Source organism: Ruegeria faecimaris, assembly GCF_900182615.1.
Classification (GTDB): domain Bacteria; phylum Pseudomonadota; class Alphaproteobacteria; order Rhodobacterales; family Rhodobacteraceae; genus Ruegeria; species Ruegeria faecimaris.
The window spans coordinates 444,599-458,189 of sequence record NZ_FXTE01000001.1 but is presented as its reverse complement, the minus strand read 5'-3'; the positions used below and the strand labels follow the sequence as shown (position 1 = coordinate 458,189).

The following is a 13,591-nucleotide window of genomic DNA, read 5'->3' as shown; positions in this document are numbered from 1 at the left end:
TTAGTTGTCTGGCGACCACAGCCTTTTGCCTATGACTTCGGCACTGGTCATTACGTTTCCGCCGGACAGTGCAATACTTCCTGTCTTGTTCAACAACTCGGGATCAATCACCATACAGGTGCCGGACAGCTGGACCGGAACAGCAGAGATGACGATTTGGTCATCTCCACATTCGCTGAATTCGCGCGCAGATCGTTTGCCAGTGAGGTGAATCAGCTCTTTGCCCTGCCAGAAATATCTTTGCGACAGATCTTTCCCATCGGGCCAGCGATTTGCGGCAGTTTTCTGGCTCGCGCCGTCTCCGTCGTTTTCAAGCCATACGGTTGCAATAAATTTGCTGCCCTTTTCCTTGCTCAGCGCGCGCCCCTGATCAGTCATCACACCAACCAACCCACCGGAGTCTGCGACCAAAACTTCCGGACGGTTACCGTGCCCCCAAAGCGCAATTGCCACCATGCAAGGTGCGACGCCGACCCATCTTGCCCCACCGCGCCACAAGGCGATCCACAGCGCGCCCAATGCAAATATGGGCAAGACGTAGGACGGTGGACTGACCACATAACCTTGCGCACCTTCCAGTCCCGAGATCCAGTCTGAAACCGCCAGAATCCATTCCAACCCTGCCCCCATGACCGCCAGCCCAAACCACTCAAGCCCGAATGGCGCCAGGATTGCGGCAATAACGGCCGCAGGAACCACGACGGTTCCCATCACCGGGACCGACAGCATATTCGCAACCAGCCCATAGTGAGACAGTGAATTGAAATGCGCCGCCCCAATCGGTGCGGTGGCAAGCCCCGCTATGGCAGATGACATCAACACCCCGATAATGGGCCGTAGCCATTTTGGCCCGAAAGCAGAACCGAAACCGCGTAAGGCTCCGAAAACGGCCACCAGTGCCGTTGTTGCAGCAAAGGACATCTGAAAACCGGGGCTTAACAGAGATTCTGGTCGCAACGACAGCACGATAAGGGCAGCGACGGCCACCGCGCGTAGCGAAATTGACCTTCTGTCGATCAAAATGGCCCCCAGCATTACGCTGACCATGATAAAGGCCCGCTCTGTTGCGACATTCCCGCCAGACAGCAATAGATAAACAACCGCCGCGACCAAGGCGCAAACCGCTGCAATCTTGCGGACCGGAAGTCTAAGAGCGAGCACCGGGACAGCAGACAGCGTGACCCTGCAAATTAGGTAAACAAAACCTGTCAACAACCCCATATGCAATCCGGATATCGCCAACAGATGAGCCAGATTAGATGCCCGTAGATTGTTCAGCGTTTCCTGCCCCATTCCGCTGCGATCACCCGTCGTGACAGCCGCGGCGAAACCTCCGACCTCTCCAGGCAGCAATGCGCGCACATGTTCAGAGATCGCCGTCCTCCACGCCGTGATGCGGAGATTGGTCCTGTCCGGCGGGGCAACCGACAACACCGGTACGCGCGTGTACCCGACCGCCCCTAAACGTTGAAACCATGCGTGGCGACGGAAATCGAAACCGCCGGGCTCTACCGGCCCCTGAGGCGGCGACAGATGACCTGTTGTCATGATCCTTTGCCCGGGAACCAGTGCGACATCCCCACCATGCAGGGAAAGTCGGACGCGCCGCGGGCGTCGATCCAAAGGCACGTCCCCTAACCGCACCCGATCGAGCGTTACCCGCAGCGCATCCGACGCAGAGCGGTCTATGGCGACAACACGTCCCTCGACCGGGCCATAGTACCGCCAAGACAGAACCGGCTCTGCCACCGCATGGGCACGTGCGCCGGCCAGGATAAACCCGGCAGCGATCAGCGCCCCCCCGATTGCCAACGAAGCCCAGCCAGACCGCGAATTGCGGGCCATCCCCATAGCTGCAACAATCACCGCGCTGAAACAAACGTAAATCTGCCACCCCGGCTCGAACCGGAGCGCGAAATACAGGCCGATGCCAATGGCCAAGCACACTGGTGACCACTGAAACAAATAGCCTGTCTGGTTCAGTAATGCGGTCTCGACCCGTGCCAGAACACGCATGGTTGCCCCCGTCCTTCGGGCTCGTTAGACAGGCGCCAAGTTAAGCCCGACACGGTTACCAAAAGGTTAATCCACACTATGTCCGATCAGGTCGTCACCCGTTTTGCACCTTCACCCACTGGTTTTCTTCACATCGGCGGCGCGCGCACTGCATTGTTCAACTGGCTCTTTGCTCGGGGACGTGGTGGCAAGTTTTTGTTGCGGATTGAGGACACGGACCGCGAACGCTCAACGCCAGAGGCAACTGCAGCAATTCTTCAGGGGATGTCCTGGTTGGGCCTGGACCATGATGGCGATGTGATCAGCCAATTCGAAGGCGCCCCGCGTCATGCTGAAGTGGCACATCAGCTGCTGGCGGACGGCAAAGCCTACAAATGTTTTTCGACCCAGGACGAGATCACAGCCTTTCGCGAACAGGCGCGTGCAGAGGGAAAATCGACGCTATTCCAGAGCCCCTGGCGCGACGCAGAGCCTTCGACCCAACCTGACACCCCATATGCGATCCGCATAAAGGCACCGCGGGACGGGGTCACTGTGATCCGCGATCAGGTTCAGGGCGACGTGACAATCCGCAACGATCAGTTGGACGACATGATCCTGCTGCGCTCGGACGGAACACCGGTTTATATGCTGGCGGTTGTTGTGGATGACCACGACATGGGTGTTACCCATGTTATCCGGGGCGACGATCACCTGAACAATGCCGCACGCCAGATGATGATCTATGAAGCCATGGGTTGGGATGTTCCGGTCTGGGCACATATTCCGCTGATTCATGGTCCGGACGGCAAGAAACTATCCAAACGTCACGGAGCTTTGGGTGCCCAAGAATATCAGGCGATGGGGTACCCGGCCGCGGGTATGCGCAACTATCTAGCCCGTCTCGGCTGGAGCCATGGGGATGACGAATTCTTTACAGATGAGCAGGCGAAAGAGTGGTTCGATCTGACTGGAATCGGTAAAAGCCCTGCACGGTTCGATCTGAAAAAGCTCGAGAATCTATGTGGTCAGCATATTCCAATCACTGGCGATGCCGCATTGCGGCAGGAAATTCAGGGATACCTGGCGGCGGCGGGACTGCCCGCTCTCACCAATGCACAATCAGGTGATCTGGAACGTGCGATGTATTGCCTCAAGGATCGGGCACGCACTTTCCCGGAACTCCTTGAAAAAGCGCATTTTGTGCTGACGTCACGCCCGATTAAACCTGATGAGAAGGCTGCAAAGGCGCTGTCCTCTGTATCCGACGGTATACTGAGTGAATTGACGCCGCACGTGCAAAATGCTAGCTGGACCCGGAACGAACTGGAGAGTGCCCTGAACTCGTTTGCAGAAGCGAAAGGGCTAAAGTTTGGCAAGCTGGCAGGGCCGTTGCGCGCTGCATTGGCTGGTCGGGCTGTAACGCCTTCGGTTTTTGATATGATGCTTGTGCTTGGGCGGGATGAAACCCTGGCACGGCTCTCCGACGCAGCGACATAACCAAAGGTTTCACATTTGGGTAACGCTGCTCCGCTAACACCCGGGCTGCGCCCCTGTGCGCAACCGTTGCCCGCCGAAACGGACGACGATCCGTTTCACGTATGAATGAGGAAGGGACATTATGACCGACAGCAATAAATCAGCCACTTTGACCGTACATGGTAAAACATACGAGTTGCCGGTTCATTCGCCTACCGTGGGACCTGATGTCATCGACATCCGCAAGCTGTACAGCGAAGCGGATGTGTTCACCTATGACCCCGGCTTCACCTCGACCGCCAGCTGCGACAGCACCATCACCTATATCGACGGCGAAAAAGGTGAACTGCTGCACCGTGGCTATCCGATCGACCAGTTGGCCGAGAAATCGCATTTCCTCGAAGTGTGCTACCTGCTGCTTTATGGAGAGCTGCCGGCGGCCAAGGAACTGGAAAAGTTTGAAACCACGATCACCCGCCACACCATGCTGCACGAACAGATGCAATATTTCTATCGTGGCTTCCGCCGTGATGCGCATCCGATGGCGATCATGGTTGGTGTCGTGGGCGCGATGTCTGCGTTCTATCACGATTCGACCGATGTTTCCGACCCGCATCAGCGTGAGGTCGCATCCCATCGTCTGATCGCCAAGATGCCGACCATAGCTGCCTGGGCTTACAAGTATCACACCGGTCAGCCTTTCGTGTACCCGCGCAACGATCTGGATTATGCGTCAAACTTCCTGCGCATGTGCTTCAGCGTCCCTGCCGAGGAATATGAGGTGAACCCAATCCTCAGCCGCGCGATGGACCGCATCTTTACTCTGCACGCGGATCACGAACAGAATGCCTCGACTTCGACAGTGCGTCTGGCCTCGTCCTCGGGGGCGAACCCGTTTGCGTGTATTGCCGCTGGTATCGCGTGTCTTTGGGGCCCTGCCCATGGCGGCGCAAACCAGGCCTGCCTTGAAATGCTGGAAGAAATTGGCACGGTTGACCGTATCCCGGAATTTATCGCCCGCGCCAAAGACAAGGCTGATCCGTTCCGCCTGATGGGCTTTGGTCACCGCGTCTATAAGAACTTTGACCCGCGCGCCAAGGTTATGAAGCAATCCGCCGACGAAGTGTTGGATCTGCTGGGGATTGAGGACAATCCCAAGCTGCAGGTCGCCAAGGCGCTGGAAAAACAGGCACTGGAAGATCCGTATTTCTCCGAAAAGAAACTGTTCCCGAACGTGGACTTCTATTCAGGGATCATCCTCGAGGCGATGGGTTTCCCGACGTCGATGTTCACCCCGATTTTCGCACTGTCGCGCACCGTTGGCTGGGTCAGTCAGTGGAAAGAGATGATCGCAGATCCACAGAACAAAATCGGCCGCCCGCGCCAGCTCTATCTGGGCGAAACCAGTCGCGATTACGTGGACATCGAAAAACGCTGATTTCGATCCCCAACAAACCAAACAGCCCCGGACCAGAATCCGGGGCTGATTTGTTAGAACAGCGTCAACTGGTCCCCGGCTTGGGGCGGGATATCGAACAAATCGCACCGCAGCTTCGGGGTGCGCGTTGCAAGGCCCAGTCGTTTTACAGCCAGTGAAAACCGCTTAGCCACCATCTCGGCATATTCTCCCTCACCGCGCATTCGGTGGCCCCAGCGCGGATCATAGTCCCTGCCCCCGTGCATTTGCCGAAGCTTGGACATGACTTTTTCGGCGCGCGTTGGCTCTTGCTCTTGCAGCCAGGTTTGCCAAAGTTGCGAAACTTCGCGCGGCAGCCGCAGCATAATCCAGCTTGCTGCATCCGCCCCGGCATCCCTGCCCGCTTCTAACAGGCTTTCCATCTCATGATCTGTCAAACCGGGAATAGAAGGCGAGGTCATGACTCGTACCGGTACCCCCGCTTCGGTCAGCCTGCGAATGATTTTCAGGCGCCGATTTGGCGCGGGTGCCCGTGGCTCCATTCGGCGCGATAAATCCGCATCCAACGTGGTCAGAGATATCCCGACCCGAACCAAACCCTGTTCCGCCATCTGTGCGAGCAGATCGAGGTCACGTTCGATCAGTGCCCCCTTGGTCACAATCGCAACCGGATGGCGAAACTCAGTAAGCACCGACAAACAAGACCTTGTGATTCTGAGGTTTTTTTCAACTGGCTGATAAGGGTCGGTATTGGTTCCAATCGCGATCGGCGCAACAGTGTAACCTTTCGCAGAAAGCTCTTTGCGAAGAAGCACGGCCGCATTGGGTCGGGCAATCAAGCGCGTCTCAAAATCCAGCCCCGGCGACAGACCCAGATAGGCATGGCTGGGCCGCGCAAAGCAATAGATGCAGCCGTGCTCACACCCCCGATAGGGGTTAATCGAGCGATCAAATGGCAAGTCGGGGGAGCGGTTATAAGTGATTATGCTGCGTGCCGTTTCGTGCCTGATTTCAGTCCGCAACGGAGGAAGATCGTCATCATACCCCCAGCCGTCATCGCAGGGGATTGTGTCAAACCGTTCGAATCTGCCTGCCGAATTTTCCGTGGCCGCTCGCCCCTTGGCAATGGCCGAAGGCAGGTTTGTTCTACTTTTGTTCATGCACTTGGTATATGGAATATCGACCGGTCCGGCAAGCGGCACATTTACCTTTCTGAGGCATCATCAGAGCCCCAATCAGGCCCTGGACATTTGGTGCATTTGAACGAATTGCAGGATGTTCATGTGTAAAATGACGTCGAGATAACGACAAATTTGGCCTATAGGTCGGTCTCGGAACTGCCAAGGTCGCAATCGTCACAGTAGTATTACGGCGAAATGGCCAAAACGGAAAAAATGCCACCACGGGCGCAAGGCCCGAACAGCTCAGGGAAACGCCCCATGTCCGATGAAGAAGACATCGTCCTGTCCGAACTGAACGACGAAGAACTGGTCGAACAGATGTTCGATGACCTTTACGACGGTCTGAAAGAAGAAATCGAAGAAGGTGTGAACATCCTGCTGGAGCGCGGATGGACACCTTATGACATCCTGACCAAGGCACTGGTCGGCGGCATGACGGTTGTGGGCCACGACTTCCGTGACGGCATTCTGTTCGTACCCGAGGTCTTGCTGGCCGCAAACGCAATGAAGGGCGGCATGTTTATCCTCAAGCCGCTGCTGGCCGAAACCGGCGCACCGCGTGTTGGTAAAATGGTGATCGGCACTGTTAAAGGCGACATTCACGACATTGGCAAAAACCTGGTGTCAATGATGATGGAAGGCGCCGGATTCGAGGTTGTTGATATCGGCATCAACAACCCCGTCGAAAACTATCTGGAAGCGCTTGATACCGAACAGCCCGATATTCTGGGCATGTCGGCCCTGCTGACGACGACCATGCCATATATGAAAGTCGTGATCGACACACTAATCGAACAGGGTCGGCGCGACGACTATATCGTTCTGGTTGGCGGTGCGCCCCTGAACGAAGAGTTCGGCAAGGCGATCGGTGCTGATGCCTATTGCCGTGACGCGGCCGTAGCGGTTGAGACCGCAAAGGATTTTGTCTCGCGCAAGCACAATCAGCTGGCGGGTTGATCGACATCTAGACCATTTCAGGGCCGTCCGGTTTTCGGGCGGCCTTTTTCATTTATTCACCCTACCCTGATCCGAAGCCGACATTATGTGTCGAATACGGGCTTGCCAGCCACCGAATAAGCCGATTTTCTAGATAACGAGAAAGAGGCGCGAAATGACTCAGGACCAACTTCCCGACGACGCCAGCCTGACAACACAGGGCTATTCAGACCATCACGGCGCAGGGCGAATTCTGCTATTGGCCTGCGGTGCGCTGGCGCGGGAAATCCTGGACCTAAAGCGTCGTAACGGCTGGGATCATATGGAACTGACCTGCCTGCCCGCCATCTTGCACGTCCACCCGGAACGGATCACGCAGGCGGTGGAAGAGGCCGTTGCCAAACACCGCGACCAATACGACAAAGTTTATGTCGTCTACGCAGATTGCGGCACCGGTGGCCTGTTGCAGAAAGCCTGCGAGGAGATGGGTGTGGAGATGATCAAAGGGCCCCACTGCTATTCTTTCTTCGAGGGGAACCAGGTCTTTGAAAATCGCGGCGAGGATGAAACTACAGCGTTCTACCTAACAGATTTTCTGGCACGTCAATTCGATGCCTTCGTCTGGAAGCCGCTGGGGCTGGATCGCCACCCCGAGCTTAGGGAAATGTATTTCGGCAACTACACGAAACTGGTTTATCAGGCACAGACTGATGATGCGGTTCTGACCGAACGGGCCAAGGAGTGCGCAGACCGAATGGGCCTGGCTTTCGAGCGCCGTTTTACCGGTTATGGTGATCTGCAATCCACGCTGAGCGACTGGGCCAGCCGCCCGCTTTAGGCGGCCTCTATCGCGACCTCGCGGATACGGTCGATCATCGCCCTCAAACCGTTAGATCGTTGCGCGGAAAGATGATCGTTTAACCCCAGCCGCGCCAGTTCGCCTCCTGCGTCAACCTGCGGGACTTCTTGAACCGGCAGGCCGTTATATAGGGATCGCAGAACCGCAATCAGCCCCCTCACGATCAGAGCATCACTGTCGCCGTCAAAATGAAAGGTCCCTCCCTCGACACTGGGATGCAGCCAGACCTGGCTGGCGCAACCATGGACTTTGGTTGCAGGCACCTTCAACGCATCATCCAATGGCGCCATCGCTTTCCCCTGCTCGATGACATGGCGGTACCGGTCTTCCCAGTCCTCCAGGAATTCGAAATCTTCGACGATTTCTTCAAAAGCAGGTGTCGCCATCTCGGGGCTGTCCTCTCATTGGGTTCACATTTTTGAACTATGATCCTGACCAGCATCTGTCCAGCCCCCCACGTGGCTTTTCAAACCCGGAAAAGTGCGATAACTCATTGCCATATAGACTGCTCTGGGTGTTGTGACGATGAAGAAATCACTGTCTGTTCTTTTGGCTGCTGCCTTGACCCTGTCGGCTTGCAGCGCTTGGCGTGATTCTCGGGTCAACCCGACAAACTGGTTTGGGTCCAGTACTCCGACACCCTCTGAAGTCTCGGTGAACGATGCAAATGCGCTGGTTCCCCAGACAGACGATGGTGTTGGCCTGTTTTCCAAGAAGCCACCCGAGGATAAGAGCTTCCCGATCGCCAAGATCGAAGAATTGCGGATCGATCCAATTCCGAATGGAGCTATCGTTTACACGACTGGGATTGCTGCAAGGCAGGGTGCCTATAATGCGCGGCTTGTTCGTGTTGAAAGCGAAGAGAATGCAAAAAACGGCATTCTCGAATTCACGTTCCGTGTCGACTACCCGTCATATGCGACAAGCCAGGGGACCGAACGGTCCCGAAGAGTATCCAATGCAATCAATATCAGCCGAGACGAGCTTGCAAACATTCGGTTGGTCCGCGTCAAAGGGGAACAAAATGCCCTGGAATCCCGCCGCAGATAATTCCTGTTAAAGCTCTACGACCGTGACGGTCTGCCCTTTAGCTGCCAGGGCGATTTTGCCATCGCACAGTTTCAGGGCATCTTCGCCGAATACCTCGAACCGCCAACCGGACATTGCAGGTAATTCCCGTTCACCGGCTGCGATCTGATCCAGTTCGGAACTGGTAGCAATCAGTTTGGCGGCCACGCCCGAGCTTTCGGTTTTTGATTTCAGCAGCACCCGCAATAGGTCGGCAAGCGCAGGATTTACCTTCAACTTGTCACGGCTGGTATCAATCATGGGCAATTTTTCTGGTGGGCAATTAACACCTTTTTTGACGGCGGCCAGAATCCCATCCGCAATGACCCCTTTGCGGGCCTCGCGCAGCAGCAGGCGCGATCCACCCAAATCTGAGAGGGATTTCGGCTTGGTCGATGCCAGTTCGATCAGAGCGTCGTCTTTGAACACCCGGCTGCGCGGTACGTTGTTTTCCTGCGCATAGGCTTCGCGGAACTCGGCCAACTCGCGAACAACAGCCAAAAACTTGGCCGAGTTCGTCCGGGTTTTGATACGCTTCCACGCATTTTCGGGCTGGATCTCATAGGTGCCGGATTGCGTCAGCGTCCGCAGCTCTTCGGCGACCCAATGGCTGCGCTTGGTTTTCGTCAACTCGGCCGACAGATACTCATAGATTTTCCGCAGATGCGTTACATCTGCCAGGGCATACGTCTTTTGCGCCTCGGACAGTGGGCGGCGTGACCAGTCAGTAAATCGAGAGGTCTTGTCCACGCCTTCCTTACAAATCTTGCGCACCAGGGTTTCATAGCCAACCTGCTCGCCAAATCCGCAGACCATAGCAGCGACCTGGGTGTCGAACAGAGGGTTGGGGAACACACCCGCCTCAACCCAGAAAATCTCAAGATCCTGACGGGCTGCGTGAAATACTTTGACCACGCTTTCATCGGCGAAGAGCTCGTACAAAGGCTCCAGAGTCATCCCTTCGGCCAACGGGTCGACCAAAACGGCGCTGTCTTCGTCGGGCGACGGGACCGCCAGTTGAAGCAGGCAAAGTTTTGAATAGTAGGTCCGTTCGCGCAGGAACTCGGTATCTACGGTTACGTAATCAAAGGCCGCAGCCGCTTTGCAGAAATCGGCCAGCTCTTGCGTCGTCGTGAGGGTTTTCATTCGTGGTGCTATTCTTGCTTTTGTTTTTAATCACCCGTCAGTCCTACACGTTTCCGGGCCGTCGGGCGAACCATAGGCCGAATGGCAACCGCGTGTAAATCACCCCGCGGGATTCACGGCAAAAGCACCGGCGTGCGGTCATTTCCGGCAAAGCGGCGCAATACGGCCGGATAAAGCCTGTGTTCGTAGGTCAGAACGCGCGCCGCCAAAGTCTCAGGAGTGTCTCCAGCTTCAATATTCAGGCGGGCTTGCCCCAAGATTGGGCCATCATCCAGCGCAGCGGTCACCTCGTGAACCGAGCATCCATGCTCGATATCACCTGCTGCAATCGCACGGGCATGGGTGTTCAGACCCTTGTATTTTGGCAACAGTGACGGGTGGATGTTCAGCATCCGACCCTGAAAGCGCGAGACGAAATCACCGGTCAGCACCCGCATGAACCCGGCCAAACATACGATGTCCGGTTGTGCTTGCTCTAACGGTTTCAGCAGCTCGGCTTCGAAAGCCGCGCGATCGCCTTTGAAGGGTCGGTGATCAACGGCGGCGGTCGCGATTCCCCGATCAGCGGCCTTTTTCAGCCCGCCTGCCCCGGCATCGTTGGACAAGACCAGACAAGGCCGTGCCGGATGGTCGCCGGTCATGCTGTCGACCAGAGAGACCATGTTCGACCCCCCGCCCGAGATCAGAATGGCGACGCGCTTATGGCTCACAGCAATTTGCCCGAATAGGCCACTCCTGCGGTGTCGGTCACGGTGCCAATCCGCGAAACCGTCTCACCAGCTTGGGCCAGCAGTGCCGACAGGTCGTCGGCCTGCTCTGCGCCGCAAACCACGATCATGCCGATGCCACAGTTGAAAGTCTTGAGCATCTCGGATTCAGCAATACCGCCGGTTTCTGCCATCCAGCCGAATACGGGTGGCAAATCCCAGGAGTTCAAGTCGATCTGGGCACCCAGCCCCTCGGGCAGCACCCGTGGCAGGTTTTCGGTCAGGCCACCGCCGGTGATATGGGCGAGCGCATGCACCCCGCCTGTCCGGATCGCCTGTAGCGCAGGTTTCACGTAAAGGCGCGTCGGGGTCAGCAGTGCCTCGCCCAGCGATCCATCCCCAAAGGGCGATGCCGCATCCCAACCCAGGCCCGAGATCTCGACCAGCTTGCGCACTAGCGAATAGCCATTGGAATGCACCCCGTTTGAGGCCAGCCCAAGCAACACGTCACCCTGTTGAACATCTGCAGGAAGGTGTGCGCCGCGCTCCATCGCACCGACCGAAAACCCGGCCAAATCGAAATCACCATCGGGGTACATGCCCGGCATCTCGGCAGTTTCACCACCGATCAATGCGCAATCCGATTGAACGCAGCCTTCGGCAATGCCCTCAATAATCCGTGCGGCGGTCTCGGTATCCAGTTTGCCTGTGGCGAAATAGTCGAGGAAGAAAAGTGGCTCTGCCCCCTGACAGATCAGATCGTTGACGCACATGGCCACAAGATCGATACCGACGCCATCGACCAGGCCTGTATCAATCGCGATCCGCAACTTGGTGCCAACACCGTCGGTGGCGCCGACAAGAATCGGGTCCCGATAACCTGCATCCTTCAGGTCGAACAATGCGCCGAACCCGCCCAGCCCGCTCATCACACCGGATCTGTTGGTCCGCTTGGCAGCAGGTTTTATCCGGTCGACCAGAGCATTCCCCGCATCAATATCAACGCCCGCATCCGCGTAGGTGATTCCGTTTTTGCCTGCTGTCATGGCCAACCTCTTTTGAATGGTTCCCGCGCGGGTTAGTCGATTGTTGGAGATGTTGCAACGGTCAGGCTTGACGCGGGCGTTCACCATGATAGGCAAAGCGCCTAGGCGGGCCTGTAGCTCAATTGGTTAGAGCAGAGCGCTCATAACGCTTTGGTTGGGGGTTCGAGTCCCTCCGGGCCTACCAAAATCCGCAAATTTCCCTTTAAAAACAACGCTCGATTGGCCCGAAAATAGAGAGAGATGCTCCACGACCTAACAATAGGTTGCGAGGCAAGTGCCCCACGGTTTCAGGACATATCTTCGATTCCCGCCCGGGATATCCCGGTAACTTTTCAGGCGCTTGAATCAGTTTATCGGTCACTGAACATCCGACAATCCAAGATGAACTCACACCAGATTTAGCAGAGCAGAGGTCCGGTGCACGATGCTCTAGCGACCGATGATAATATCGGCACACAGACCGCCCAGATGTTCGCTTTTGCCCAATCGAAGCACGCCGCCATGGGCTCGGGCGACATCTGCCACAATGGCCAACCCTAGACCAACACCGCTGCCCCGATTCTGGTTGCGCGCCGGATCCAATCGCGAGAAAGGTTTGACCGCTTCGGTGCGCTGCTCGGGCGGAATACCCGGACCATCATCTTCGACGCGGATACGCAGCGATTTGGAAGAGACCGACAGGCTGATCTCAGCGCGATTTCCATACCTGACCGCATTCCCGATCAAATTCTCTACCGCGCGACGAATAGCCGTCGGGCGCAACATCGCGGTTCCTGCGCCATCAACCTTTACCAATTCGACCTTATGCCCTGCCCTGCACGCATCCTTGACGATCTGCCGAAGGAACCTCTCAGGGTCTACGGATTCCGGCGCCACTTCTGCCGCTCCTTTGGAAAAGTCCAAAAACGCGTCCAGCAATAGCTGCATTTCATCCACGTCCTGTTGCAATGGCGCTGCCTCACCTTCGGGTAACAAAGACAGCCCAAGCTTGAGACGCGTCAAAGGCGTTCGCAAATCGTGGCTGACACCGGACAGCATCATGGTGCGCTGCTCCATCTGACGCTCTATCCGGGCGCGCATATCCAGAAACGCACTGCCCGCGGCCCGCACCTCGATCGCGCCGCCTGGCGAATAAGGAACAACCCGCCCGCGTCCGAACGCCTGTGCAGCCTCGGCCAGACGGGTGATCGGTCGTAGCTGGTTGCGCATGTACAAAAACGAAATGGTTGTCATGATGATCGCAAAGAACAAGACGGTCACAATCAACTGATGCGGCGCGGTTGGGGACAATCGCCGACGGTCGAAAGTTAGCTGCAATACACCCAAATCCGTCTGCAGATACAATCGAGCCTCCTGCCCGCTTGGCAAGGCGACCGCTACAAGATCGGGAAGCAGGGCGCGCAACTCGGATTCGACTTGAGGTGCAATGAAATCATACCAGCGGCGATTCCCGATGACTGGCGTTTCGTTTATCCCGAGAAACCGCAGTTTCATATCAAGCGCGGCCAGATCGGGCCGAAGTTCGGCCACCGCCTGATGCTGCGTTTCAGAATGTTCTATCACATCCGTAACCAGCGTAACCTCACGCGATGCGGCACGAGTCATTTGCGCAGTGACATCTTCTAGGTGCTTTTGCAAAAAGGCGACACTGATCACCAGCAGCATCACCACCACCGGCAAAATGAGAATCAAAGCCGCCCGAGCGTACAGGCTGCGCGGCATATAAAGTTTGAGCCATTGCGTCGTCATGGGTTAAA

General features: G+C 56.5%; 12 protein-coding genes and 1 tRNA gene. 6 read left to right on the top strand and 7 right to left on the bottom strand.

Features of this window, described 5'->3' with window-relative positions; genetic code table 11:
* Window positions 1-2,016, bottom strand: a complete 2,016-nt coding sequence (locus FN806_RS02270; protein ID WP_142633601.1) for a ComEC/Rec2 family competence protein — start codon at window positions 2,014-2,016, stop codon at window positions 1-3.
* 78 nt (window positions 2,017-2,094) lie between these two features.
* On the opposite strand from FN806_RS02270, the gene gltX reads away from it, so the two are divergent.
* Complete coding sequence (gene gltX / locus FN806_RS02265) at window positions 2,095-3,495, top strand: glutamate--tRNA ligase (protein ID WP_142633598.1); 1,401 nt, start codon at window positions 2,095-2,097, stop codon at window positions 3,493-3,495.
* Window positions 3,496-3,616: 121 nt separating this feature from the next.
* Window positions 3,617-4,912, top strand: coding sequence for a citrate synthase (gene gltA / locus FN806_RS02260; RefSeq protein WP_142633596.1), 1,296 nt, complete (start codon window positions 3,617-3,619; stop codon window positions 4,910-4,912).
* Window positions 4,913-4,965: 53 nt separating this feature from the next.
* On the opposite strand, the gene FN806_RS02255 is transcribed toward gltA, so the two are convergent.
* A complete protein-coding gene (locus tag FN806_RS02255) occupies window positions 4,966-6,051 on the bottom strand; it encodes a PA0069 family radical SAM protein (RefSeq protein WP_142633594.1) in 1,086 nt (361 codons plus the stop codon).
* 279 nt (window positions 6,052-6,330) lie between these two features.
* Here FN806_RS02255 and FN806_RS02250 point away from each other — a divergent pair, with 279 nt between their 5' ends.
* Both FN806_RS02250 and FN806_RS02245 read left to right on the top strand, forming a co-directional pair.
* On the top strand, window positions 6,331-7,029 hold the full coding sequence (locus FN806_RS02250) for a corrinoid protein (RefSeq protein WP_142633592.1): 699 nt from the start codon (window positions 6,331-6,333) through the stop codon (window positions 7,027-7,029).
* A gap of 154 nt (window positions 7,030-7,183) precedes the next feature.
* Window positions 7,184-7,846: a DUF1638 domain-containing protein gene (locus tag FN806_RS02245; RefSeq protein WP_142633590.1), complete on the top strand. Its 663-nt coding sequence runs from the start codon at window positions 7,184-7,186 to the stop codon at window positions 7,844-7,846.
* On the opposite strand, the gene FN806_RS02240 is transcribed toward FN806_RS02245, so the two are convergent.
* Window positions 7,843-8,253, bottom strand: coding sequence for a SufE family protein (locus tag FN806_RS02240; protein WP_142633588.1), 411 nt, complete (start codon window positions 8,251-8,253; stop codon window positions 7,843-7,845). The genes FN806_RS02245 and FN806_RS02240 overlap by 4 nt on opposite strands.
* A 139-nt stretch (window positions 8,254-8,392) precedes the next feature.
* Here FN806_RS02240 and FN806_RS02235 point away from each other — a divergent pair, with 139 nt between their 5' ends.
* A complete protein-coding gene (locus FN806_RS02235) occupies window positions 8,393-8,917 on the top strand; it encodes a hypothetical protein (protein ID WP_142633586.1) in 525 nt (174 codons plus the stop codon).
* Between the two features lie 6 nt (window positions 8,918-8,923).
* Here FN806_RS02235 and rnd read toward each other — a convergent pair whose 3' ends face one another.
* The 3 genes from rnd to purM form a co-directional block, all read right to left on the bottom strand.
* Window positions 8,924-10,081 carry a ribonuclease D gene (gene rnd, locus FN806_RS02230; RefSeq protein ID WP_142633584.1) on the bottom strand — a complete coding sequence of 386 codons (1,158 nt, stop codon included), beginning with the start codon at window positions 10,079-10,081 and terminating at the stop codon, window positions 8,924-8,926.
* 113 nt (window positions 10,082-10,194) lie between these two features.
* Window positions 10,195-10,791 carry a phosphoribosylglycinamide formyltransferase gene (purN, locus tag FN806_RS02225; protein WP_142633582.1) on the bottom strand — a complete coding sequence of 199 codons (597 nt, stop codon included), beginning with the start codon at window positions 10,789-10,791 and terminating at the stop codon, window positions 10,195-10,197.
* Window positions 10,788-11,834 carry a phosphoribosylformylglycinamidine cyclo-ligase gene (purM, locus tag FN806_RS02220; RefSeq protein ID WP_142633581.1) on the bottom strand — a complete coding sequence of 349 codons (1,047 nt, stop codon included), beginning with the start codon at window positions 11,832-11,834 and terminating at the stop codon, window positions 10,788-10,790. Before purM ends, purN begins: the two co-directional genes overlap by 4 nt.
* 107 nt (window positions 11,835-11,941) lie before the next feature.
* Between purM and FN806_RS02215 the strand changes: the two genes are divergently transcribed.
* A tRNA-Ile gene (locus FN806_RS02215) sits at window positions 11,942-12,018 on the top strand.
* A gap of 245 nt (window positions 12,019-12,263) precedes the next feature.
* Here FN806_RS02215 and FN806_RS02210 read toward each other — a convergent pair.
* Window positions 12,264-13,583 carry an ATP-binding protein gene (locus tag FN806_RS02210; RefSeq protein WP_142633580.1) on the bottom strand — a complete coding sequence of 440 codons (1,320 nt, stop codon included), beginning with the start codon at window positions 13,581-13,583 and terminating at the stop codon, window positions 12,264-12,266.
* Between the last annotated feature and the right edge of the window lie 8 nt (window positions 13,584-13,591).